At 72.8% G+C, this 21,318-nt stretch carries 27 protein-coding genes and 1 tRNA gene; 10 read left to right on the top strand and 18 right to left on the bottom strand.

From position 1 onward, the window contains the following. Positions 1-39: 39 nt before the first annotated feature. On the bottom strand, positions 40-888 hold the full coding sequence (gene purU / locus ACH34T_RS01485; RefSeq protein WP_395990072.1) for a formyltetrahydrofolate deformylase: 849 nt from the start codon (positions 886-888) through the stop codon (positions 40-42). 184 nt (positions 889-1,072) lie between these two features. On the opposite strand from purU, the gene ACH34T_RS01490 reads away from it, so the two are divergent. From ACH34T_RS01490 to ACH34T_RS01500, 3 genes are all read left to right on the top strand, one after another. After that, positions 1,073-2,257, top strand: a complete 1,185-nt coding sequence (locus tag ACH34T_RS01490; protein WP_395990346.1) for an amino acid deaminase/aldolase — start codon at positions 1,073-1,075, stop codon at positions 2,255-2,257. Between the two features lie 294 nt (positions 2,258-2,551). Next, complete coding sequence (locus ACH34T_RS01495; protein ID WP_395990073.1) at positions 2,552-3,226, top strand: SIMPL domain-containing protein; 675 nt, start codon at positions 2,552-2,554, stop codon at positions 3,224-3,226. A 72-nt stretch (positions 3,227-3,298) separates the two neighbouring features. Next, positions 3,299-3,616, top strand: coding sequence for an anti-sigma factor family protein (locus ACH34T_RS01500; RefSeq protein ID WP_395990074.1), 318 nt, complete (start codon positions 3,299-3,301; stop codon positions 3,614-3,616). Here the strand turns inward: ACH34T_RS01500 and ACH34T_RS01505 are convergent. Further along, the gene (locus ACH34T_RS01505) at positions 3,567-3,893 is read right to left on the bottom strand and encodes a DUF3618 domain-containing protein (protein ID WP_395990075.1); all 327 of its coding nucleotides are present in this window, start codon (positions 3,891-3,893) and stop codon (positions 3,567-3,569) included. The two genes, ACH34T_RS01500 and ACH34T_RS01505, sit on opposite strands and share 50 nt — an antisense overlap. 135 nt (positions 3,894-4,028) lie before the next feature. Here ACH34T_RS01505 and bcp point away from each other — a divergent pair, with 135 nt between their 5' ends. Further along, positions 4,029-4,496, top strand: coding sequence for a thioredoxin-dependent thiol peroxidase (bcp, locus tag ACH34T_RS01510; RefSeq protein WP_395990076.1), 468 nt, complete (start codon positions 4,029-4,031; stop codon positions 4,494-4,496). A gap of 189 nt (positions 4,497-4,685) precedes the next feature. Here bcp and ACH34T_RS01515 read toward each other — a convergent pair. After that, positions 4,686-4,770: transfer RNA gene (locus ACH34T_RS01515), tRNA-Leu, on the bottom strand. A 263-nt stretch (positions 4,771-5,033) separates the two neighbouring features. Here ACH34T_RS01515 and ACH34T_RS01520 point away from each other — a divergent pair. The 3 genes from ACH34T_RS01520 (at position 5,034) to ACH34T_RS01530 (ending at position 7,977) form a co-directional block, all read left to right on the top strand. Continuing rightward, a complete protein-coding gene (locus ACH34T_RS01520; RefSeq protein WP_395990077.1) occupies positions 5,034-6,017 on the top strand; it encodes an anti-sigma factor RsbA family regulatory protein in 984 nt (327 codons plus the stop codon). A gap of 77 nt (positions 6,018-6,094) precedes the next feature. After that, on the top strand, positions 6,095-7,060 hold the full coding sequence (locus tag ACH34T_RS01525; RefSeq protein WP_395990078.1) for an MEDS domain-containing protein: 966 nt from the start codon (positions 6,095-6,097) through the stop codon (positions 7,058-7,060). Next, complete coding sequence (locus ACH34T_RS01530; RefSeq protein ID WP_395990079.1) at positions 7,057-7,977, top strand: anti-sigma factor RsbA family regulatory protein; 921 nt, start codon at positions 7,057-7,059, stop codon at positions 7,975-7,977. Before ACH34T_RS01525 ends, ACH34T_RS01530 begins: the two co-directional genes overlap by 4 nt. A gap of 93 nt (positions 7,978-8,070) precedes the next feature. Here the strand turns inward: ACH34T_RS01530 and rdgB are convergent, their stop codons facing one another. The 11 genes from rdgB to clpS form a co-directional block, all read right to left on the bottom strand. After that, positions 8,071-8,676 (bottom strand): RdgB/HAM1 family non-canonical purine NTP pyrophosphatase, encoded by a 606-nt coding sequence (rdgB, locus tag ACH34T_RS01535; RefSeq protein ID WP_395990080.1) that lies wholly within the window; start codon positions 8,674-8,676, stop codon positions 8,071-8,073. A gap of 32 nt (positions 8,677-8,708) precedes the next feature. Then, the gene (gene rph / locus ACH34T_RS01540; RefSeq protein WP_395990081.1) at positions 8,709-9,434 is read right to left on the bottom strand and encodes a ribonuclease PH; all 726 of its coding nucleotides are present in this window, start codon (positions 9,432-9,434) and stop codon (positions 8,709-8,711) included. A gap of 20 nt (positions 9,435-9,454) precedes the next feature. Further along, on the bottom strand, positions 9,455-10,204 hold the full coding sequence (locus ACH34T_RS01545; RefSeq protein WP_395990082.1) for an MBL fold metallo-hydrolase: 750 nt from the start codon (positions 10,202-10,204) through the stop codon (positions 9,455-9,457). A 37-nt stretch (positions 10,205-10,241) separates the two neighbouring features. Then, positions 10,242-10,508, bottom strand: a complete 267-nt coding sequence (locus tag ACH34T_RS01550) for a hypothetical protein (RefSeq protein WP_395990083.1) — start codon at positions 10,506-10,508, stop codon at positions 10,242-10,244. A 207-nt stretch (positions 10,509-10,715) separates the two neighbouring features. Next, positions 10,716-11,504: a thioesterase family protein gene (locus ACH34T_RS01555; protein WP_395990084.1), complete on the bottom strand. Its 789-nt coding sequence runs from the start codon at positions 11,502-11,504 to the stop codon at positions 10,716-10,718. Between the two features lie 61 nt (positions 11,505-11,565). Continuing rightward, a complete protein-coding gene (locus tag ACH34T_RS01560; protein ID WP_395990085.1) occupies positions 11,566-12,513 on the bottom strand; it encodes a PLP-dependent cysteine synthase family protein in 948 nt (315 codons plus the stop codon). A 21-nt stretch (positions 12,514-12,534) separates the two neighbouring features. Beyond that, the gene (locus ACH34T_RS01565) at positions 12,535-12,807 is read right to left on the bottom strand and encodes a MoaD/ThiS family protein (protein WP_395990086.1); all 273 of its coding nucleotides are present in this window, start codon (positions 12,805-12,807) and stop codon (positions 12,535-12,537) included. A gap of 107 nt (positions 12,808-12,914) precedes the next feature. Next, on the bottom strand, positions 12,915-13,082 hold the full coding sequence (locus ACH34T_RS01570; protein WP_395990087.1) for a hypothetical protein: 168 nt from the start codon (positions 13,080-13,082) through the stop codon (positions 12,915-12,917). Further along, the gene (locus tag ACH34T_RS01575) at positions 13,082-13,498 is read right to left on the bottom strand and encodes a Mov34/MPN/PAD-1 family protein (protein WP_395990088.1); all 417 of its coding nucleotides are present in this window, start codon (positions 13,496-13,498) and stop codon (positions 13,082-13,084) included. Before ACH34T_RS01575 ends, ACH34T_RS01570 begins: the two co-directional genes overlap by 1 nt. Before the next feature lie 86 nt (positions 13,499-13,584). After that, the gene (locus tag ACH34T_RS01580) at positions 13,585-14,112 is read right to left on the bottom strand and encodes a DUF2017 domain-containing protein (protein WP_395990089.1); all 528 of its coding nucleotides are present in this window, start codon (positions 14,110-14,112) and stop codon (positions 13,585-13,587) included. Between the two features lie 63 nt (positions 14,113-14,175). Further along, positions 14,176-14,472, bottom strand: a complete 297-nt coding sequence (clpS, locus tag ACH34T_RS01585; protein ID WP_395990090.1) for an ATP-dependent Clp protease adapter ClpS — start codon at positions 14,470-14,472, stop codon at positions 14,176-14,178. Positions 14,473-14,604: 132 nt separating this feature from the next. On the opposite strand from clpS, the gene ACH34T_RS01590 reads away from it, so the two are divergent. From ACH34T_RS01590 to ACH34T_RS01600, 3 genes are all read left to right on the top strand, one after another. Then, entirely contained in the window at positions 14,605-15,924 is a 1,320-nt protein-coding gene (locus ACH34T_RS01590; RefSeq protein WP_395990091.1) for a nicotinate phosphoribosyltransferase, read from the top strand. Between the two features lie 135 nt (positions 15,925-16,059). Then, entirely contained in the window at positions 16,060-16,641 is a 582-nt protein-coding gene (locus ACH34T_RS01595) for an isochorismatase family protein (protein WP_395990092.1), read from the top strand. Between the two features lie 2 nt (positions 16,642-16,643). Beyond that, positions 16,644-17,210: a gluconokinase gene (locus ACH34T_RS01600; RefSeq protein WP_395990093.1), complete on the top strand. Its 567-nt coding sequence runs from the start codon at positions 16,644-16,646 to the stop codon at positions 17,208-17,210. A 66-nt stretch (positions 17,211-17,276) separates the two neighbouring features. Here the strand turns inward: ACH34T_RS01600 and ACH34T_RS01605 are convergent, their stop codons facing one another. The 4 genes from ACH34T_RS01605 to ACH34T_RS01620 all read right to left on the bottom strand — a co-directional run bounded on the left by ACH34T_RS01605 (position 17,277) and on the right by ACH34T_RS01620 (position 21,241). Then, positions 17,277-19,022 carry a DEAD/DEAH box helicase gene (locus ACH34T_RS01605; protein ID WP_395990347.1) on the bottom strand — a complete coding sequence of 582 codons (1,746 nt, stop codon included), beginning with the start codon at positions 19,020-19,022 and terminating at the stop codon, positions 17,277-17,279. A 142-nt stretch (positions 19,023-19,164) separates the two neighbouring features. Beyond that, a complete protein-coding gene (locus ACH34T_RS01610; RefSeq protein ID WP_395990094.1) occupies positions 19,165-19,986 on the bottom strand; it encodes a zinc metalloprotease in 822 nt (273 codons plus the stop codon). 405 nt (positions 19,987-20,391) lie between these two features. Beyond that, the gene (locus tag ACH34T_RS01615; protein ID WP_207936091.1) at positions 20,392-20,655 is read right to left on the bottom strand and encodes a DUF3039 domain-containing protein; all 264 of its coding nucleotides are present in this window, start codon (positions 20,653-20,655) and stop codon (positions 20,392-20,394) included. A gap of 10 nt (positions 20,656-20,665) precedes the next feature. Then, on the bottom strand, positions 20,666-21,241 hold the full coding sequence (locus ACH34T_RS01620) for a YqgE/AlgH family protein (protein WP_395990095.1): 576 nt from the start codon (positions 21,239-21,241) through the stop codon (positions 20,666-20,668). Between the last annotated feature and the right edge of the window lie 77 nt (positions 21,242-21,318).

Genomic DNA, 21,318 nt, shown 5'->3' on the forward strand with positions numbered 1-21,318 from the left:
CCGACATCCCACCCGATCATCGGGCGGCAAAAGCGCAGGTCAGCGGAAGACGACGGTGCGGTCGCCGTTGAGCAGGACGCGGTGCTCGGTGTGCCAGCGGACGGCCCGGGCCAGCGCGAGGCACTCGACGTCGCGTCCCACGGCCACGAGTTCCTCCGGGCTGTGGGTGTGGTCGACGCGCGCGACCTCCTGCTCGATGATCGGGCCCTCGTCCAGGTCGGCGGTGACGTAGTGCGCGGTGGCGCCGATCAGCTTCACGCCGCGCGCGTGCGCCTGATGGTAGGGGCGGGCGCCCTTGAAGCTCGGCAGGAACGAATGGTGGATGTTGATGATCGCGCCGGGCAGCTTGGCGCAGAAGTCGTCCGACAGGATCTGCATGTACCGGGCGAGGACGACCAGGTCGGCGCCGTAGTGCTCGACCAGCGTCAGGACCTCCGCCTCCTGCGCGGCCTTGCCGCCGGACCCGGCCGGGAGGTGGTGGTAGTCGATCCCGTACGACTGGGTGAGGGGCCGCAGGTCCGGATGGTTGGACGCGACCGCGACGATCTCGATGTCGAGCAGCCCGGACCGCGTCCGGTAGAGCAGGTCGTTCAGGCAGTGCCCGCCCTTCGACACCATGATCAGGACGCGCGGCCGCTCGGCGAGCGCGTGCAGCCGCCAGTCCAGCTCCAGCTCGGGCACCAGGGACGCGAACGCGCCGCGCAGTTCGTCGGGGTCGGTGTCGTCCAGGGCGGCGAACTGCACCCGCATGAAGAACGTGCCGGACTCGCCGTCGCCGAACTGCTGGCTCTCCAGGATGTTGCACCCGCGCTCGGCCAGCAGCCCCGAGACGGCGGCGACGATGCCGGGCCGGTCGGGGCATGACAGGGTCAGCACATATTCGTTCACGGTCTCATCTTTCGCACGGGAAACGGCAGCTCAGAACGTCCTCCGAGCTTACGCGCCCCCCACCCGCCGCGCCGCGCGATGCGTCCGCCCGCCACGCCGCGCGCGTCCACGGACGTGTTGACCGGTCCTCACAGCGTATGTGAGAGGTTTTCACGTTATCCCTATACTGGACGGCGTGACGAGCATGAACCTCCGGGATCGCTACGACGCCGCGACGGCCGGGGTCGAGGCGCCGTTCGCCGTCGTCGACCTGGCGGCCTTCCGCGCCAACGCCGCCGGCCTCGCCCGCCGCGCCGCCGGCAAGCCGATCCGGGTCGCGAGCAAGTCGGTGCGCTGCCGGGCCCTCCTCGCGGACGTCCTCGCCCTGGACGGCTTCGCCGGGATCATGGCGTTCACCCTGCCCGAGGCCCTCTGGCTGGCGCGGGAGGGCGTCAGCGACGACGTCCTCGTCGCCTACCCGACCGCCGACCGCACCGCCGTCGCCGAGCTGGCCGGCGACCCCGCCGCCGCCCGCGCCGTCACGCTCATGACCGACTCGCCGGAGCATCTCGCCCTGATCGAGGACGCCGCCGGCGACCGCAGGATCCGCGTGTGCATCGACATCGACGCCTCCTACCGCCCCCTCGGCGGACGCGTCAGGATCGGCGCCCTGCGCTCCCCGCTCCGCACCCCCGCCGAGGTCGCCGCGTTCGCCGAGCGGGTGCTCAAGCGGCCGTCGCTCGACCTCGTCGGGCTGATGGCGTACGAGGCGCAGATCGCCGGCGTCGGGGACGTCCCGCCCGGACGGCCCGCGCGCGGCCGCGCCATCCGGGCCGTGCAGCGGCGGTCCCGGGTCGAGCTGGCCCGCCGCCGCGCCGCGATCGTCCGGGCCGTGCGCGGGCTCACCGACCTGGAGTTCGTCAACGGCGGCGGCACCGGCAGCGTCGAGACGACGGCCGCCGAACGCGCGGTCACCGAGGTAGCGGCGGGCTCCGGGCTCTACCAGCCGCACCTGTTCGACCAGTACTCCAACTTCAGCGGGCGCCCCGCCGCGCTGTTCGCGCTGCCCGTCGTCCGGCGCCCGGGGCCCGGCGTGGCGACCTGCCTCGGCGGCGGCTACCTGGCGTCCGGTCCTGGCGACGCCGTCCGGCTCCCGCAGCCGTACCTCCCGGCCGGTCTCGCCTACGACCGCGACGAGGGCGCGGGCGAGGTGCAGACGCCGCTGCTCGGACACGCCGCCGACCTGCTCTCCGTCGGCGACCGCGTCTGGTTCCGGCACACCAAGGCCGGCGAGCTGTGCGAACGCTTCGACGCCCTGCACCTGATCGACGGCGACCAGATCACCCGAACGGTCCCCACCTACCGAGGCGAAGGCCGCACCTTCTTGTGAAGGGGGGCGACCCCCTGGAACCCCCGCCACCGGCCGGTGAACCCTTTCCCAAGCCGCTGGCGAGTCTCGCGAAACGGCGCTTCCAACCCAGGGGGACGACCCCCTGGAACCCCCGTCACCGGTCGGGGAACCCTTTCCCGAGCCGCTGGCGCGTCTCGTGAAACAGCCCCCCGACCGGCGGGTCGTGCGGCCTCCGGCGCGGGGCGCCTCCGGCCGCACGACCCGTGACCCCGGCTTGGGTCCCGTTCAACGGAGGCGGCTGAGGTCCTGTCCGCGGAGGTCTAGGTTGGGGGTATGAGCGACGCTCCGATGATCAGTGTTCGCGGTGAGGCGGTGCTGGAGGCCGAGCCGGAGATCGCGCGGCTGTCGGTGCACGTCCAGTCGCAGGAGTCCGACCGGCGCACGGCCGTCGACCGGCTCACCGAGCGCAACCAGCGCTGCCTCGACCTGGTCAGGTCCTACGGCGAGGCCGTGGAGAAGCTGGAAACGGGCGGGCTGTCGATCACGCCGCTGCTGAAGTACAAGCGGCGCGAGGGCGACGTCCGCGCCTACCGCGGCACCGTCTGGATCAAGATCACGGTGAGCGACTTCGGGATCCTCGGGGAGCTGATCACCCGGCTCGGCGACATGGAGCGCACCTACGTGGACGGCCCGGAGTGGGAGCTGCGGCGCGAGAGCGAGGTGTACGGACGAGCGGCGCGGGAGGCCGCGCACGAGGCCGTCGAACGCGCCCGCAGCTACGCCGAGGCGCTCGGCGCCCGGCTCACCGGACTGGTCGAGCTGTCGGACGAGGGCCTCGGCCGGCACCAGGACACCGGCGGCCCCGTCGCGCTGGCCGCCGCGTACGGCGGCGTGGGCGGCGCGCCCGAGGAGCCCGAGCCGATCGACCTGGAGCCCGCGACGCAGATCGTCCGCGCCGCCGTGGAGGCCCGCTTCACCGTGACCCCACCCGACCTCAACGCACACTGACCCCGCCCGGCCCAAGGCCGCTGGCAGACGACGCCGCTGAACGGGCAAGGCCCGGAACCCGTACTCCATGATGTGGGAGGACCGGACTGCGGGGAGTTCCGCATCGGCCTCGGCGTGTACGCCCTGGGACGGCTGCCCGGCGCCGAGGCGGACGAGCTGTCGGCGCACCTGCTCGGCTGCCCGCCGTGCCGCGCCGAACTGGCCGAGCTGCGAAGCGTCGCCGAACTGCTCCGCCGGACGATCGTCCAGCGCCCCGCCTCCGGCCAGCCGCGCGGCCGCGCCGTCCAGACACGCGAAGGCGCCGGCCGCAGACCGCGGACCGGCGCCTCGGGGGCCGGGCTCAGCGGCGCCTGCGCCTACGGCTCCAGAGGATCAGGGCGGTCACGGTGACGGCGGCCCCGACGCCCACCGCCACCAGGCGCTTGTCGATCCCGCCGCCCTCGGCGTCCTTGCCGTCGGTGTCGCCGGACCCCTCGGACGGACGCACCATCGAGCCGACGGCCCGCACGACCTGACCCGCCTCCTCCTTCAGCCGCTCGGTGCCCCGGTGCGCGACGTTCTTGGGATTGACCCGGGCGGCGAGCTCGTCGATGGTCCGTGCGAAGCTCTGCCGGGTGAGGTCGAGCTCCCGTTCCAGCGCGTCCGGGTCCCGGGCCCTTTCAGCCATGCCGTGTCCTTATCGTGTCGGGCGAAACCATGACCAGCGAGTGATCCGAACAGTGTGGCAGGTCTTCCCGCCGGACGTCCGCCGCACCCCAGCCGGTACCGTTGGACCCATCTTCCGAGCGAAAGGCGGGTCAGGGTGTCCGAGCGGCTGCAGCCGGGCGACGTCGCCCCCGATTTCGAGCTTCCCGACGCCGACGCCCAGCCGGTGTCGCTGGCGTCGCTGCGCGGGCGGCGCGCGATCCTCTACTTCTACCCCGCGGCCCTGACGCCCGGCTGCACCAAGGAGGCGGTCGACTTCCAGGGCAGCCTCGGCGAGCTGGCGGACGCCGGCGTCGCGGTCGTCGGCATCTCCCCCGACAAGCCGGCCAAGCTCGCCAAGTTCCGGGAGAAGGAAGGCCTGACCTTCCCGCTGCTGTCCGACGCCGACACCGAGGTCCTCCAGGCGTACGGCGCGTACGGGGAGAAGAAGCTGTACGGCCGGGTCGTCGTCGGCGTCATCCGCTCCACCTTCATCATCGACGCCGAGGGCAAGATCGAGAAGGCGTACTACAACGTGAAGGCCACCGGCCACGTAGACCGCCTCCGCCGCGACCTCGACCTCTGACCCCGGTCCGACCTTCTTGGACGAGACCTCAGCCGGGGCCACGGGTCGTGCGGCCGTAGGCGCCCAGCGCCGGAGGTCGCACGACCCGCCGGTCGGAGGGCCGTTTCGCGAGACGCGCCAGCGGCTCGGGAAACGGTTCACCGGCCGGTAACGGGGGTTCCAGGGGGTCGCCCCCCTGGGTAAACACAGTGCGGGCGGGGGGATTCGAACCCCCACGGTGTCGCCACCAACAGGACCTAAACCTGCCGCGTATACCTGATTTCGCCACGCCCGCCGACGTTTCCTCAGGGAAACGCGTTCAGCTTAGCGTTCTGATCGGCGGGCCCGTGAACGGATTTCGCGGCGCCGCGGCGGGCCGCGGACCGGCCGTCCGGGTAAGGGACGCACCCTCCCCGCAATTGCGGACAGGGGCCCTGAGAATCTCGGCACGGTATTTGCGGAACGGCCTCGGCAGGCGGTCGCGGGCGGCCTAGGCTTGATGGGTCCGTCCGCCCGCACAGTCGGTGACGCCATGATCGCAAGCCCGGCGGGACCGCCGTGAACGACTCCTTCACGCACCGCGTGCTCCCCTACGACGGCATGGAACAGTTCCTCGACGGCGCCGTCCCGTTCCTCCTCGACGGGGTGGACGCCGGCGACCGCGTCCTCGCCGTCTGCGGGACCGCGCGCGAGACGCTGCTGCGCGACGTGCTCGGCCCCGCCGCCGCGGACGTCGAGTTCACCGACGCGTCCACCTGGTACGCGCACCCGTCCCGGACGCTCGCGGACTGCCTCAGCGACGCCGACGACACCGCCTGGCGGGGACGCCGGCTCCGCGTCCTCGGCGACCCGGTGTGGGCGTCGCGGTCGCCGCTGGAGGTCGCCGAGTGGCAGCGGGTCGAGGCCGTCGTGAACGTCGCGTTCCGCGGCACCGGCGCGTCGGTCCTGTGCCCCTACGCGGCCACGCTGCCGCCGGGCGTCGTCGCGGCGGCCCGCAAGACGCACCCCGAGACCGTGCGCGGCGCGCGGGCCCTCGCCAACCCCGGCTTCGTCGACCCGTGGGCCTACTGCGCGCAGTCCGACCGGGAGCCGCTGCCGAAGCCGCCGCCCGACGCCGACACGTTCAAGATCGACCGGCCGGACCTGTACTGGCTGCGCGCCTACGTGTCCGAGTACGCGCGGCAGACGCCGCTGCCCGAGGAGGACGTCCAGCGGCTCCTCGTCGCGGTCACCGAGGTCGTCACGAACGCGCTGCGGCACGGCGAGCCGCCCATCGTCCTGCGCATGTGGACGGACGCCCACGCCGCCGACCCCGCCTTCGTCTGCGAGGTCGGCGACGAGGGCCGATGGCCGCCGGGCACCGGGTACGGGCTGATCCCGCCGCGCCGCGGGGACACCGGGTCCGGCGGACGGTTCGGCCTGTGGGCGGTGCGCCTCCTGTGCTCGATCGTGCAGATCCGGACGGGCGACCACGGCAGCGTCGTCCGGCTGCGGCTCACGCTCCCCACCTCCGGCGATCCCGCCGCCGTCGACGGAGCGTGAGGAACTCCATGCGTTGGGCTTCCAAAAATCTCGCGGCGGCGTACGCTGAACCAATCACCGAACTCGATGGGCAGGCCATGGAGACACCCTGGTTCGCCAAGCGCCCCGTGAGCGGCGTCCGGCCCGGAGATCACGGCTGGCTGGCCTACAGCGGCTTCGAGGAGCGTGACCGGGTCATCGGGCCCTTCGTCCAGGAGGGCCTGCAGACGAACGAGAAGGTCGTGTACGTCACCGACGCGCAGCCCGAGCGGCTCCCCGGCCTCGGGCCCAGGCACCGGATCGACGTGGACGCCTACCGCAGGGCCGGCCAGCTGCAGGTGATCTCACGGCGGGACGCCTGCCTCGACCGGTACGGCGGCTTCGAGCCCGCCATGATGCTGGACACCCTCGGCCGCGAGGTCGACGCGGCGTTCGGGCAGGGCTTCCGCGCCGTCCGCATCACCACCGACTACACCTGGCTGCTGGACGAGCCGCGGCGCTCCGACCTCGGCCAGATCCTGGGCTGCGAGCACCGGGTCGGCGACGCCGTGTCGCCGAGCACGATGGCGATGGCCATCTGCCAGATCGACCGGCACGCGTGCCCGCGCGAAGAGCTCATCGCCCTCCGCGACACACACGAGGTCCTCGTGGAAGTGAACCCCGAATTCGATGACGGGATCCTGAAGATAGTGCGCACTTTCGAACCCGACGGCCTGCGCGTCGAAGGCGAGCTGGACGCCGCGCGGCACGCGGTGTTCGCCGAGAAGCTCACCCAGGTGAGCAGGGAGCGTGGCCGCGTCCATCTGGACTTCTCCCGGCTCGCGTTCATCGACCTGGCCGGCCTGCACCTGCTGGCGCGGCACGCCACCGTCCTGCCGGCGGGCGAGCCGCTGGTGCTCGACCACCTGGCGCCGGACGTGGAGGGCGTCATCGAGATGGTCGGCTGGCACCGGCTGCCGGGCCTCACCCGAGGCAGCGGGGGCGAAGGCGGGCGCGACGGCGAACGGGGCGCCGACCGCGGCGTCAGCCGACCGGTCCCCGGTGCGGAGGGGGTCGGCCGATGACCCTGGAGCACGGAGCGTTCCTGTACCGCGACGTCGACGAATTCCTGGCCGTCACCGTCCCGTTCCTCAAGTCCGGGCTGGAACAGGGCCAGGCCGTGATCGCGGTGGCCCGCGAACCCAACCTGGCCGCCCTGCGGGACGTGCTCGCGTCCGACGCCCCGCCGATCGACTACTTCGACTCGGCCGACTTCTACCGGCATCCCGTCCACACCCTGCGGGACTACCAGAACGTCGTGAAGCAGAGCGCGCCGCGCACCGTCTGCGCGCTCGCCGAGCCCGTCTGGGACGGCTGGGACGAGCGGCAGACCCTGGAGTGGATCCGCTACGAGTCCCTCATCAACGTGGTGTTCCAGGACTCCGGGGCCAGCGCGCTGTGCCCCTACGACAGCGCGACGCTGCCGCCCCGTGTCGTCGCGGAGGCGCGGCGCACCCACCCCTGGCTGCTGACCTCCGGGCAGCGCTGCCCCAGCGACGAGTACGTCGACCCGGTGGTGTTCGGCTCCGGCTGCGACCGCGGCCTGCGCTTCGACCGTCCCCGCGACGCCGACTACCTTCCGATCGACGGCGACGACCTGCACAAGCTGCGGACGTTCGTCGGCGAGCGCGCGGGCAAGCACGGCCTCGCCAAGCAGCGGGCGCAGAACCTCGTCACCGCCGCCAACGAGGTCGCCGCGAACGCGCTGCAGCACGGCACGCCCCCGATCGGCCTCTGGGTGTGGCAGGACGGCGCCGACCTCGTCTGCGAGATCGGCGACAACGGATTCTGGCGTCCGGGTCCGAGCCCGCTCACGGGATTCATCCCGCCCGACTCGGCCCTCCAGCGCGGCTTCGGCCTGTGGACCGTCCGCCTCCTCGTCGACCTGATGGAACTCCGCGCGGGCTGGGACGGCACCTTCGTGCGCCTCCGGTCCCGCTAGCAGATCAGCCGACCAGGCCACCGGTCGGCGGTCAGGCCAGCCGGTCGGGTGGGCGGGACGGCCCGTCGGCGGGCGGGAGGGCCGGTCGGCGGGTCAGGAGAGGGCGGCGGGGATCAGGGCCGCCAGGGCGCGGAACGCGCGGCCGCGGTGGCTGATGGCGTCCTTCTCCTCGGGCGGCATCTCGGCGGTCGTGCGGGTCTCGCCGTCCGGGACGAACACCGGGTCGTAGCCGAAGCCGCCCGTGCCGCGGGGCTCGCGGACGACGGCGCCGCGCAGCCGTCCCTCCACGCAGTGCTCGACGCCGCCCGGGACGACGAGGGCGGCCGCGCACACGAACGCCCCGCCGCGCTGACCGTCGGGCACGTCGCCGATCTGGTCGAGGACGAGCCGGAGGTTCGCGGCGTCGCGGTCGCCGGTGGCGTCGCCGAGGCGTCCCGACCAGCGGGCCGACAGGACGCCCGGCATGCCGTTCAGGGCGTCCACGCACAGGCCGGAGTCGTCGGCGACGGCGGGCAGGCCGGTGAACGCGGAGATCGCGCGGGCCTTCAGCAGCGCGTTGCCCTCGAACGTCAGCTCCGTCTCCGGCACGTCGGGCGCGCCGGGGAACTCGTCCAGCCCGGCGACGTCGAGGTCGCCGAGGATGCGGTGCAGCTCCGCGACCTTGCCCCGGTTGCGGGTGGCGAGCACGATCCTCGTCATCGGGTGTCTCTCGCCATCGGGCGCGGGCCTCGTCATCGGGCGAGGGCCGCCGTTTGCAGGCGGGTCAGCTCGGCGCAGCCGGCGGAGGCGAGGTCGAGCAGCGCGTCCAGCTCGGCGCGGTCGAACGGGGCGCGTTCCGCGGTGCCCTGCACCTCGGCGAAGCGGCCGTCGCCCGTGCAGACCACGTTCATGTCGGTGTTGGCGGCGCCGTCCTCCTCGTAGCAGAGGTCGAGGCGGGGCTCGCCGTCCACGACGCCGACGCTGACCGCCGCCACGGACGTGATGAGCGGCTCGCCCCCGCCCCTGAGCAGCTTGCGCTCCCGCATCCAGGCGACGGCGTCGGCCAGCGCCACGTACGCGCCGGTGATCGCGGCGGTGCGGGTGCCGCCGTCGGCCTGGAGGACGTCGCAGTCGAGCTGGACGGTGTTCTCGCCGAGCGCCTTGAAGTCGACGCAGGCGCGGATGGACCGTCCGATCAGCCGGGAGATCTCGTGGGTGCGGCCGCCGATCCGGCCCCGGACGGCCTCGCGGTCGTTGCGGGTGTTGGTGGCGCGGGGCAGCATCGCGTACTCGGCGGTGACCCAGCCGAGACCGCTCTCGCGCCGCCAGCGGGGCACCGAGTCCTGCACGGACGCGGCGCACAGCACCCGGGTCTTGCCGAACTCGACGAGCACCGACCCCTCCGCGTGGTCGAGCCATCCGCGCTGGATGCGGACGGGCCGGAGCTGGTCGGACGCGCGATCATCGGGGCGAGGCATGCGCTCCACCCTAGCGGGACTCAGAGGGTGTACTGGGCGCCCACGCGGGCCAGGTCGATGGGGCCCTCGTAGCCGCTCCCCCTGGCCTCCTTGAGGGAGACGTCGGCGTCGTTCCACGGCACCAGATGGGTGAGGACGAGCCGTCCCGCCCCGGCCAGGGCGGCGTGCTCGCCGGCCTCGCGGGCGGTCAGGTGAAGCTCGGCCGGGAGGCCCGGCTTGTCGAGGAAGGACGCCTCGCAGAGGAAGAGGTCGGCGCCGCTCGCCAGCTCGACCAGCGTCTCCGACGCGCCCGTGTCGCCGGAGTAGGCGAGGGTCTTGCCGCCGTGCTCGATGCGGAACGCGTATGCCTCCACGGGGTGCGGCATCAGCGCGGTCGTCACGCGGAACGGGCCGATCTCGTAGGGGCCGCGGCGCAGGGTCTGGAAGTCGAACGCCTCGGACATGCCTGGCTCGGGGTCGAGGTCGTACGCCTTGGCCATGCGGGCGGCGGTGCCCTCGGGGCCGTGCACCGGGATCCGGGGCGCCGGGCCGCTCGGCCGGTACGTGCGCGCCACCCAGTATCCGCACAGGTCGAGGCAGTGATCGGCGTGCAGGTGCGAGATGCAGACGGCGTCGATCTCGTACAGCGAGCGGAAGCGCTGCAGCGACCCGAGCGCGCCGTTGCCGAGGTCGAGCACCAGCGCGTAGCCGTCCGCCTCGATCAGGTAGCTGGACGCGGGGCTCTCCGGTCCGGGGAAGCTGCCGGAGCAGCCGATCACTGTGACCCGCACGCTCACTCCTCCTTTGGGTCCCCGAGGAATCAGGTGGTCAGAGCCGGGACCGGCGCCGCGGCCGGGGCACCGGCCCGGCGCGGGCCGGTCCCCGATCGGGCGGCGCCCGGTAGACGTCCTTGGCGGTCTCGTCGGTGCTTGACACCAGTGTGACCCGGTCCCCGACGACAATCGAGTTTGCGTCCACCACGTGCGGGTAATGTGTGCGGCCGGGCCGGAGCGCGCCGTCGCGGCGTCCGCGACCGCTGTCGAAGACCTCGTTGGGGGCGTCGGGGAGGCCGTCCCCCCGGAATGGGTCTGACATGGTCCACAAGGCTAAGCGACACGGCCGCGCGCGGGCGCGTCATGCGTTGGACATCACATCGTCACGCGGCGGAAAGGCCGCCCGGCCCGCGTGGTGCGCGCGCGATCCGGTCGTGGACGGCCCCGGACGCGGATCAGGCCCGAGGACGCGCCCCCCGGGATCAGGGCTGGGGACGCGGCCGCCCGCGGATCAGCTGCCGCCCGAGAATCAGGGGCGGGGGACGCGGGCGAGCTGGCGGCTCTGGGCGACGAGGCGTCCGGCGGAGTCCCAGACCTCGACCTGCTCGTCGAACCAGCCGTCGGCGAGGAGGCGGCCGTCGCCGTGGACGGCGAGCCAGCCCGGCGCGGGGACGGCCCGCATGTGCCAGGTCAGCTCGACGGTCGGCGCCCAGCCCCGCGCGCCGAGGTTCAGCGTGACGGGCGGCAGCGCGTCCACGGCGATGGCGAGCGCGTACGCGTCGGGCTCGTAGCCGTCGCGGAGCCGGAACCAGGCGCGCATTTCCAGGCGTCCGCTGGGCCGCCCGTCCAGCCAGCCCATCGTGGACCGGTCGAAGCGCATCTCGACTCGGTCGACGAAGCCGCTGCTGCCGGACGGTGGCCGGACCTCGGTGCACTCGTCCAGGGGCGGCAGCCCGGCGGGCGCGGCGCCGGCCCAGCCGGGCTCGGCGGCGGCGTCGAGGGTGGCGGTGGTGATCAGCGCGTCCGCGGCGGGACGGCCGTCCTGGACGAGCGTGACCCGCGACGTGGCGGCCGTGCGCCCCTCCTTGCGGGGCTCGACGTGCACCTGGGCGGGGCCGGCCTTGGCGACGCGGTGGAAGGTCACCGCGGTCGAGACGGGATGCGCGTGCGGGGAGGCGGCGACGGCGGCGCGGCCCAGGACGGCCATGAGGTAGCCGCCGTTGAGCGCCTCGGCCATGCCGTAGCCTGCGTCCAGGACGGTCTCGTACCGGCCCTCCCCGGCCTGCTCCACCGCGGTCGCCGCACCGAACCCGATCACCCGCGCCCTCCCGCGAATCTAGAATGACGTTCGAGAACGCACCCTACCGGGACGGCACGGGTCAGGCCCAGAGCTGCCCTTCGAGGCGGGCCTCCGCCTCCTCCAGGGTGCCGCCGTACGCGCCGGTGGACAGGTACTTCCAGCCGCCGTCCGCGACCACGAACGCGATGTCGGCCCGCTCGCCCGCCTTGACCGCCTTGTTCGCCATCCCGATCGCCGCGTGCAGCGCGCCGCCGGTGGAGATGCCGGCGAAGATCCCCTCCTGCTGGAGCAGCTCGCGGGTGCGGCGCAGCGCGTCCCCGGACGTGACGGAGAACCGGGTGGTCAGGACGGAGTCGTCGTACAGCTCGGGGATGAAGCCCTCGTCGATGTTGCGCAGCCCGTACACCAGGTCGCCGTACCGGGGCTCCGCCGCGACGATCTTGACGTCCGGCACCCGCTCGCGCAGGAACCGGCCGACGCCCATCAGCGTGCCCGTCGTGCCGAGCCCCGCGACGAAGTGCGTCACGGTCGGGAGATCCGCGAGGATCTCGGGGCCGGTCGTCTCGTAGTGCGCGAGCGCGTTGGCCTCGTTGCCGTACTGGTAGAGCATCACCCAGTCGGGGTTCTCCGCCGCCAGGCCCTTCGCGACCCGGACGGCCTCGTTCGACCCGCCCGCCGCCGGCGAGAAGATGATCCGCGCGCCCCACATCTCCAGCAGCTGGCGGCGCTCCGCGGACGTGTTCTCCGGCATCACGCAGATCATCTTGTAGCCGCGCAGCGTGGCGGCCATGGCGAGGGAGATGCCGGTGTTGCCGGACGTCGGCTCCAGGATCGTGCAGCCGGGCGTCAGCAGCCCCTCCTTCTCCGCCTTCTCGATCATGTAGAAGGCGGGCCGGTCCTTCACCGAGCCGGTGGGGTTGCGGTCCTCGAGCTTGGCCCAGAGCCGCACCTCGGCGGACGGCGAGAGCCGCGGCAGCCCGACCAGCGGGGTGCCGCCGAGCGAGTCCAGCAGCGAGTCGAAACGCATCAGTCTGCTCGCGGGTCCCGGTCAGCCGCCGGCCACGGCGGGCAGGATCGTGACGCTGTCGCCGTCGGCGACCTCGGTGTCCAGGCCGCCGAGGAAGCGCACGTCCTCGTCGTTGAGGTAGACGTTGACGAACTTGCGCAGGCCCTTGCCGTCGACCAGCCGGTCGCGCAGGCCGGCGTGCCGCGTGTCCAGGTCGGTGAACAGCTCGTCCAGCGTGCCGCCCTTGCCTTCGACGGCCTTGGCGCCGTCGGTGAGGTTGCGCAGGATCGTGGGGATCCGGACCTCGATCGCCATCGCGGTGGTCTCCTTCTACGTCGTACGGGGCTCCCCGCCCTCTAACCTGCTCACAACCGGGCGGGCAGCGGGATGATTCCGGGCATGTTCCAGGCAGGATCAGCGCGTCAGCGACAGTCGTAGACGACCTCGGCGCGCGAATGCCCGAACAGGAAGCTCTGTACGGGTGGGACCGCGACGGAACCGGCGCGGCGCCGTACGCCGACCGTTCCCTGCACGCTCGTCCACATGACGGCCAGTTTACCGGTCGCGTCCCGGACGATCCCCTGCGCCATCAGGCGTAGGAGTCGACGATCGCGACCTCTTCTTCGGTCACTTCGCCGTCCACGATCCGGTACGACCGGAACTCGGAGTCGTCCTCGTCGCGGGTGGAGACGAGCACGTAGTGGGCGTTCGGCTCGGCGGCGTAGGACACGTCCGTGCGGGACGGGTACGCCTCCGTCGAGGTGTGCGAGTGGTAGATCACCACGGGCTCCTCGTCCCGGTCGTCCATCTCCCGCCACACCTTGAGCTGCTCCTGCGAGTCGAACCGGTAGAACGTCGGGGACCGCTCGGCGTTCGTCATCGCGATGTACCGGACGGGCCGGTCCGAGCCGAGGGGGCCGGCGATGACGCCGCAGGCCTCGTCGGGGTGGTCGGCGCGCGCATGCGCGACGATCTTGTCGACCAGGGCCCGTTCGATCGTCAGCATGCCCGAAGGCTACCCGGCGGCGCGTCCTGGGCCGTCCCCGGGCCGCGCCGTCCCCGGGCCGCGCCGTCCGCACACCGCGCGGGCCGTCACCAGAGGACGCGGACCAGGCTCTCCTGCAACGACGTGAGCCAGTCGTAGGCGGCGAACATGGGGGCGCGCGGGTCGTCCGGGGTCATGGTCTCCGCCTCCTCGTACCACTCCTCGGTGATGTCGAGCCGGGTGCCGAGCGCCAGCCGGACGTCGTTCAGCGCCCGCAGCCACGCCTGCGCCTGCTTCTCGTCCAGGACGGCCTCGGACCCGGGACCGGCCAGCGAGGCCAGCACCGTCCCGGCCGCCTCGCGCTTGCCGTCGCGCAGCCCCATCTCGGTGTAGCGGCGGAACTCCTCCGCGGACTCGCCGTCGTCGCGGTAGGCGTCGGGGAACAGCCGCGCCAGGACGGGGTCGTCCGGCGTGGTGGCGTTCTCGGCGATGCCCATCGACGCCAGCTCGTCGTCCGCGCCCGGGGCGTCGCCGAGCAGCGCGAGCAGTTGCTCCATGAGGGCGCGCAGGAGCGCGACCTCCTCGGCCTCCAGCCGCACCCGGACGCCCTGGCGGGTCTTCTTCACATGGCTCATCGGCTCGCTCCGCCCACGACCGCGGCCGTTTCGCCTAGGTGCTCGCTCGTTCCGCCCACGCGCTCAGTCGTCCCGCTTGACGGTGGCCCACAGGCCGTAGGAATGGAGGATCTCCACGTCGCGCTCCATCTCCTCGCGGGTGCCGTTGGCGACCACGGCGCGGCCCTTGTGGTGCACGTCGAGCATCAGCTTCTCGGCCTTCGGCTTGGGATAGGCGAAGACGGCCTGGAACACGTACGTGACGTACGACATCAGGTTGATCGGGTCGTTCCACACGATGGCCAGCCAGGGCCGATCGGCGCTGACGTCCTCCTCGACGTCCGGCCGCTCCAGTTCGACGGGCGCGGGCGCCGTGCTCATGGCGCTCATTCCGCGTCGCCCCCTCTCTCGTGAAGTCGGTGGCCCACCGCACCCGATGCTATGCGCCACCCGTCCCCGGGTGTGGCGGCCTGCACGACCATCGTGCCCGCGGCGAGCCGTAAGGTTCCACTTGTGGACCTTGGTGACGGTACTGCCCTGCTGACCGACCGGTACGAGCTGACCATGCTCCAAGCCGCGCTGCGCAGCGGGACGGCCGACCGGCGCGCCGTGTTCGAGGTGTTCGCGCGGAGCCTGCCCGCCGGACGCCGCTACGGCGTCATCGCCGGGACGGGACGCCTCCTCGACGCCATCGAGCGCTTCCGTTTCGACACCGCCGAACTCGACTACCTGACGTCCAACGGCGTCGTGGACGAGCCCACCGCGCAATGGCTGGAGAAGTACCGCTTCACCGGAGACGTCTGGGGTTACGCCGAAGGCGACTGCTTTTTCCCGGAATCGCCGATCCTGGTGGTGGAGGGGACGTTCGCGGAGGCCGGCCTGCTGGAGACCCTCGCGCTGTCGATCCTCAACCACGACTGCGCGATCGCGTCGGCCGCGTCCCGGATGGTGCGGGCGGCGCAGGACCGTCCGATCATCGAGATGGGGTCGCGGCGCGCCCACGAGCGCGCCGCCGTCGCGTCCGCCCGCGCCGCGTACGTCGCGGGGTTCGCGACCACGTCCAACCTGGAGGCGGGACGGCTCTACGGGGTGCCGACCGCCGGGACGAGCGCGCATTCGTTCACGCTCCTGCACGACAGCGAGCGCCACGCCTTCGAGGCGCAGCTCGCCTCGATGGGCGAGGGCACCACGCTCCTCATCGACACGTACGACGTCGAACGGGCCGTCCGCACGGCGGTCGAGCTCGCCGGGCCGTCGCTGGGGGCCGTCCGCATCGACAGCGGCGACCTCGGGGTGATGGCGCGGCGCGTCCGCGACCAGCTCGACTCCCTCGGCGCGCACGACACGCGGATCGTGGTGACCGGCGACCTGGACGAGTTCGGCATCGCCGCCCTCGCCGCCGCGCCGGTCGACGGCTACGGCGTCGGGACGTCCCTCGTGACCGGCTCCGGCGCGCCGACGGCGTCCCTCGTCTACAAACTCGTCGCCCGCTCAGACGGCCCCGAAGACGACGCGCCCATGCGCCCGGTCGCGAAACGCTCCACCGGCAAGCCGAGCCGAGGCGGACGCAAGACGGCCGTCCGCCGCATCGACGGCCACGGCACCGCCCACGCCGAGACCATCTCCACCGGAGAACCTGCTCCTGGCCCGCGCGACCGCGTCCTGCAGGTGCCGCTGGTGCGGAACGGCGAGGTCGTGGGACGCGAATCGCTCCTGGACGCCAGGGAACGCCACGCGCGCGCGGTCGCCGAACTGCCCGCGACGGCGACGCAGCTTTCCAAGGGCGAGCCCGCAGTCCCCACCGAGTTCGTCAACGGTGGCCCGCGCCGCTGAGACCATCCCGGTTGAGCTGGGGTACGGTCCCCATTGAGCCCTTTTCATCCTGTGCCGGGGCGAGAATGCCACAACCCCGAACGAGAGCGGATGAAACGGACTCTTCGTTCGGCGCGACTCGTACAGGGAGCGGTCATGGGCAAGAAGGCTCTGATCATCGTCGATGTGCAGAACGACTTCTGCGAGGGCGGGTCGCTCGCGGTCGGCGGGGGCGCGGACGTGGCGACGGCCATCTCCGGGTACATGGCCGGGCACCGGCGCGAGTACGCGCACATCGTCGCCACCCGGGACTTCCACCTCGACCCCGGCGACCACTTCGCCGTCGAGCCCGACTTCGTCGACACGTGGCCGCCGCACTGCGTGATCGGCACGCCGGGCGCCGACTTCCACCCCAACCTGGCGCTCGCGCCCATCGAGGCCGTCTTCAGCAAGGGCCGCGAGACCGCCGCCTACAGCGGCTTCGAGGGCGTGTCCGACGACGAGCAGCCCCTCGCCGACTGGCTCGCCGCCCGCGGTGTGGACGCCGTCGACATCGCCGGCATCGCCACCGACCACTGCGTCCGCGCCACCGCCGTGGACGCCGCCCGCGCCGGCCTGCGCACCGCCGTGCTCCTCGACCTCACCGCCGGGGTCGGCAAGGCGACCGTCGACCGCGCCCTGGACGAGCTCGCGCAGGAGGGCGTCGTCCTGTCCGGGGCACCGGTGGTGACCGCCTGACCATGACCCCGCGACCCCCCGGGACACCGCCCCCCACGGTCGTCGTGATCGCCGGCGTGTCCGGCAGCGGCAAGACCACCATCGGGAGCCTCCTCGCCGAACGGCTCGGCTGGGACTACGCCGAGGCCGACTCCTTCCACTCCGAGGCCAACATCGAGAAGATGCGCGCGGGTCATCCGCTCACCGACGCCGACCGGCTCCCGTGGCTGCGCGCCATCGCCGACTGGATCGACGACCGGCTCGCCACGGGACGTCCCGGCGTCGTCACCTGCTCCGCCCTCAAACGCGGCTACCGCGACCTGGTGGCGGGCGGACGTCCCGGCGTCCGCGTCGTTCTGCTGGACGGCGACCGCGACCTCATCGCCGCCCGCATGAGGGCCCGCAAGGACCACTACTTCAGCGCCGACCTCCTCGACTCCCAGTTCGCCGACCTGGAGCTCCCCGGCCCGGACGAGGACGTCCTCACCGCCCCCGTCACGGGCCCGCCGGAGGAGACGGTCGCCCGCCTCCGCACGGCCCTCGGCCTCTCCCCGTCCCCCGACACCTGCTCCCCCCAGCCACGTCCGTAGCCGTCGCCTGACGGCGTCCGACAGGAAGAGCGGGCACGGCTGGTGAACTTCTCCGGCGGCGCTCGGTCAGGGACGGCGCTTGGCGGCCCATTCGCGGATCTTGGCGATGCGTTTGCGGATGTCGTCCGCGCTGGCCTGGGCGATGGCGGGGCCGCCGCAGGAGCGGCGCAGCTCGCTGTGGATGACGCCGTGGGGCTGGCCGGTGCGGTGGTTCCAGGCGCCGACGAGGCCGTTCAGCTCGCGGCGGAGGGTCGCGAGGTCTTCGGCGGTGGTGCGGTCGGCGCGGGGGTCGCCCGTCTTCTTCTTGCGTTCGCCGGCGAGCTGGTCGGCCTGGCGCTTGCGCAGCAGCGCCGACACCTGATCGGGTTCGAGCAGGCCGGGGATGCCGAGGTATTCCTCCTCCTCGGCCGAGCCCGGCTGGGCGTGCATGCCGAACTCGCCGCCGTCGTACAGGACGCGGTCGAACGTCGCGGACGCCTCGACCGTCTCGAACGGCAGCTCCTCGCCGACCGCGTCGGGCGTGTCCTTCTGCTGGTTGGCCTCGGCGAGCAGCTCGTCGTCCAGGCCGTCCTCGGGGACGGGACGGTCGAGGACGTGGTCGCGCTCCTCCTCCATGTCGGCGGCGTGGCCCATCAGCGTGGGCACCGACGGCAGGAACACCGACGCGGTCTCGCCGCGGCGGCGCGCGCGCACGAAACGGCCGATGGCCTGCGCGAAGAACAGCGGCGTGCTGGTGGACGTCGCGTACACGCCGACGCACAGGCGCGGGATGTCGACGCCCTCGGACACCATCCGCACCGCGACCATCCAGCGGTCGTCGGTGTCGGTGAACTGCTTGATCTTCTTGGACGCGGACGGGTCGTCCGACAGCACGACCGTGGCGCCCTGGCCGGTGACGGCGCGCAGCATCTTGGCGTAGGCGCGGGCGGTCTCGTGGTCGGTGGCGATCACCAGGCCGCCCGCGTCGGGGATGACGCGGCGCAGCTCGGTGAGGCGGCGGTCGGCGGCGGCGATGACCTGCTTGATCCAGTCGCCCTTGGGGTCGAGCGCGGCGCGCCACGCCTGGGCGGTCTGGTCCTGGGTGAGGGGCTCGCCGAGCGTCGCGGTGATCTCGTCGCCGGCGCGGGTGCGCCAGCGCATCTCCCCCGCGTACGCCAGGAAGATCACCGGGCGGACGACACCGTCCGCGAGGGCCGGGCCGTAGCCGTAGGTGTAGTCGGCGCGGCTGCGGCGCACGCCGTCGGGGCCCTCGTCGTACTGAACGAACGGGATCGGATTGATGTCCGTGCGGAACGGCGTGCCGGACAGCGCGAGCCTGCGCGTCGCGGGCTCGAACGCCTCCCGGACGGCGTCGCCCCACGACAGCCCGTCGCCCGCGTGGTGCACCTCGTCGAAGATCACCAGCGACTTGCGGGACTCGGTGCGGTTGCGGTGCAGCGCCGGACGCGCGGCGACCGTGGCGTAGGTGACGGCGACGCCGTGGAAGTCCTTGCCGACGGGGCCGTCGCCGTTCTGGTACTCAGGGTTGATCTTGATGCCGACGCGGGCGGCGGACTCGGCCCACTGCCGCTTGAGATGCTCGGTCGGGCACACGACCGTGATCGCGGAGATGACGCGGCGCTCCATCAGCTCGCGGGCGAGGCGCAGCGCGAACGCCGTCTTACCGGCGCCGGGCGTCGCGACGGCGAGGAAGTCGCGCGGGCCCGGCTGCTGCCCGTCGCTCCCGAAGTAGGCCTCCAGCGCGTGCTGCTGCCAGGCGCGCAGGGACGGCGCCGTCCCCCAGGCGGCCCGCTCGGGGAGGGCGGGAGGCATGCTCGATGCGGCGAAGGTGCTCACGGTCATCGAAGGCTACCGAGCCCCACCGACAGATCGCGCCGCCGCGGCCGCACATGTGCCGAGATCCACAGCGGGCCCGCGGCGGGTCCGAGGCGGGTCCGCGGCGGGCCGGCGCCCGTCAGCGGGACCGGTACGCGGCCCAGGCCGCGCGGATCCGGCGGCCCTGGCCTGCGGTGAACTCCCGCATGCAGGGGTCGTGGGCGTAGTCCATGAAGTTGTGCACCGGGTCGTCGCCGCGCTGCGGGCAGGTGTCGCGGGAGTAAGGACATCCTTCCGCCGGCTCCGCCTCGTACGGCGTGTCGGCCACCCCGTCGCCCGGCGGCAGGCACCCGCCCTCGAACGTGTGCAGCAGCCCGAGCCAGTGCCCGATCTCGTGGACGGCCGTGTAGCCGCGGTCGAACCGCTTGTACGGACCGCCCGGCAGGCTGCGGTAGTCGATGATGACGCCGTCCACGCGTGGGTTCTTCTTGTAGTGCTGCGGGAACGTGGCGAAGCCGAGCACGTCGGTGCCCACGGCGGCGGTGAAGACGTTGAGCGTGCCGCGTCCGCCCTTGCGCAGGCGTCGCTTCATCGGGCCCTCGTACCTTCGCGGGTTGTGGAACCACGCCGCCTTGTCGGCCCGGCCATATCCGGCCAGGCGGAACCTGACGCGCGTGTCCGCGCCGCCCCTCCTCCCTCCGTACGCGGCGTTCAGCGTGGAGATCTGCCGCCGGACGGTCGCCTTGGACAGCCGCCCCCTGGGCCCGCTGTGGACGATGTGGAACCGCACCGGGACGACGACATGCCGCGCCCTGCGCTCCCCCGGGCCCAGCCGCGACTCCGAGTCGAGCCGCCGTTCGTCGGACGTGCCGAACCGGGCGCGCAGCGTCCGGCGCAGATCGCCGAGCATCCCGACGACCTGGTCATGGCCGAGATGCGCCCCATCCCGGTGAGGCCCCACGTCACGCAGATGCGTCCCGGCGCGGTCGTGCCGGGCGTCGTGGTCGTGCCCCGCGTCGCGGAGAGGCGCCCCGGCGTGAGGGTGGGCCCTTCGTGCGTCGTCTTCTGGGGCGTCTTCTGGGAGGCAGGCTTCGGCACGTCCTGCCGCAGGGGCGGTCTTGAGGCGTGTCCGGTCGCCCGTCGCGGAGGCGGCCCTGATCCGCGTCCGGTCACCCATCGAAACTGGAACGGCACACACCGTGACCAGCAGTGCGCATAGCGAAACCCCGGCGATCCGCCGCATTGAATCCCCCGTAAGTGTGTCAACACCAAGGTCCCGCGGTCACGCGTCCCGACCGCGGGACCCCTTCACACGCGCACGCCGGTACCGGCGACGCGCCGCCGGCCGCCGCTCAGCGGCGGCCGGTCACTCGTCGCCTTCGCCGCCGCCCGGCTTCATCGACTCGTAGATCTCCTTGCACTCCGGGCACACCGGGAATTTCTTCGGGTCCCGGTTGGGCACCCAGACCTTGCCGCACAGCGCGATCACGGGCGTGCCGCTCACCGCGCTCTCGGTGATCTTCGCCTTCTTCACGTAGTGCGCGAACCGCTCATGGTCGCCGTCACCGTGCGAGAGGTCCGGCCGCACATCTGTCTGGGTGTCGCCGTCGGGCAGGATCTTCGTACTCACGTCGTTCACCTTAGTTCAGCGTCGGGTCGTCGGGGAACGTGGCGACGAACGCCAGGTCGCCGCCCTGTCTGCGCAGCACCTGCCGCCAGAGCCCGTCCGGGTCGCCCGCGAACACGTCCCCCGCCTCGGCCGGCACCAGGTACCAGGAGCCGTCCTCGATCTCCGTGCGCAGCTGGCCCGCCGACCATCCGGCGTAGCCGGCGAACACCCGCAGCTGCAGCAGTTCGGCCGCCAGCAGGCCGGGCGGGGCCTCCAGATCGACCAGGCCCACGCGGGAGACCTCGGTGCCGCCGTCCAGGGCGCGCCAGCCGAGCGGTTCGTCCTCACCGGGGAGACGGGCCAGGGCGAGCGCGTTCTCCAGCGCGACCGGGCCGCCCTGGAACACCACCGCGGGGCCGGTGACGAGCTCGGCCCACGGCGGCAGCACGCGGTCGACCGGTACTTCGGTCGGCCGGTTGAGGACGACGCCGAGCGTCCCGCCCTCGATGTCGTGCTCGACCAGCAGGACGACGCTCCGCCGGAAATTCGGATCCTCCAGCTGAGGCGTCGCCACCAGCAGGAGCCCCACCCTGATGCCGTCTTCCATGCGTTCCATCATGCGTTGCGCGGACCTCCGGCGGCACGTCCCAGGGCTCGTTAGCCTGTTACGCATTCCTATCGATG

Source organism: Actinomadura sp. 9N215, assembly GCF_044326345.1.
Lineage (GTDB): Bacteria > Actinomycetota > Actinomycetes > Streptosporangiales > Streptosporangiaceae > Spirillospora.

Excerpts from the sequence above, each read along its gene's own strand:
- ACH34T_RS01490 (WP_395990346.1), top strand. The coding sequence starts at position 1,073 with ATGAACCTCCGGGATCGCTACGACGCCGCGACGGCCGGGGTCGAGGCG.
- ACH34T_RS01495 (WP_395990073.1), top strand. The coding sequence starts at position 2,552 with ATGAGCGACGCTCCGATGATCAGTGTTCGCGGTGAGGCGGTGCTGGAG.
- ACH34T_RS01505 (WP_395990075.1), bottom strand. The coding sequence starts at position 3,893 with ATGGCTGAAAGGGCCCGGGACCCGGACGCGCTGGAACGGGAGCTCGAC.
- ACH34T_RS01525 (WP_395990078.1), top strand. The coding sequence starts at position 6,095 with ATGGAGACACCCTGGTTCGCCAAGCGCCCCGTGAGCGGCGTCCGGCCC.
- ACH34T_RS01530 (WP_395990079.1), top strand. The coding sequence starts at position 7,057 with ATGACCCTGGAGCACGGAGCGTTCCTGTACCGCGACGTCGACGAATTC.
- rdgB (WP_395990080.1), bottom strand. The coding sequence starts at position 8,676 with ATGACGAGGATCGTGCTCGCCACCCGCAACCGGGGCAAGGTCGCGGAG.
- rph (WP_395990081.1), bottom strand. The coding sequence starts at position 9,434 with ATGCCTCGCCCCGATGATCGCGCGTCCGACCAGCTCCGGCCCGTCCGC.
- ACH34T_RS01550 (WP_395990083.1), bottom strand. The coding sequence starts at position 10,508 with ATGTCAGACCCATTCCGGGGGGACGGCCTCCCCGACGCCCCCAACGAG.
- ACH34T_RS01560 (WP_395990085.1), bottom strand. The coding sequence starts at position 12,513 with ATGCGTTTCGACTCGCTGCTGGACTCGCTCGGCGGCACCCCGCTGGTC.
- ACH34T_RS01565 (WP_395990086.1), bottom strand. The coding sequence starts at position 12,807 with ATGGCGATCGAGGTCCGGATCCCCACGATCCTGCGCAACCTCACCGAC.
- ACH34T_RS01570 (WP_395990087.1), bottom strand. The coding sequence starts at position 13,082 with ATGGCGCAGGGGATCGTCCGGGACGCGACCGGTAAACTGGCCGTCATG.
- ACH34T_RS01575 (WP_395990088.1), bottom strand. The coding sequence starts at position 13,498 with ATGCTGACGATCGAACGGGCCCTGGTCGACAAGATCGTCGCGCATGCG.
- ACH34T_RS01580 (WP_395990089.1), bottom strand. The coding sequence starts at position 14,112 with ATGAGCCATGTGAAGAAGACCCGCCAGGGCGTCCGGGTGCGGCTGGAG.
- clpS (WP_395990090.1), bottom strand. The coding sequence starts at position 14,472 with ATGAGCACGGCGCCCGCGCCCGTCGAACTGGAGCGGCCGGACGTCGAG.
- ACH34T_RS01595 (WP_395990092.1), top strand. The coding sequence starts at position 16,060 with ATGGGCAAGAAGGCTCTGATCATCGTCGATGTGCAGAACGACTTCTGC.
- ACH34T_RS01600 (WP_395990093.1), top strand. The coding sequence starts at position 16,644 with ATGACCCCGCGACCCCCCGGGACACCGCCCCCCACGGTCGTCGTGATC.
- ACH34T_RS01605 (WP_395990347.1), bottom strand. The coding sequence starts at position 19,022 with ATGCCTCCCGCCCTCCCCGAGCGGGCCGCCTGGGGGACGGCGCCGTCC.
- ACH34T_RS01620 (WP_395990095.1), bottom strand. The coding sequence starts at position 21,241 with ATGGAAGACGGCATCAGGGTGGGGCTCCTGCTGGTGGCGACGCCTCAG.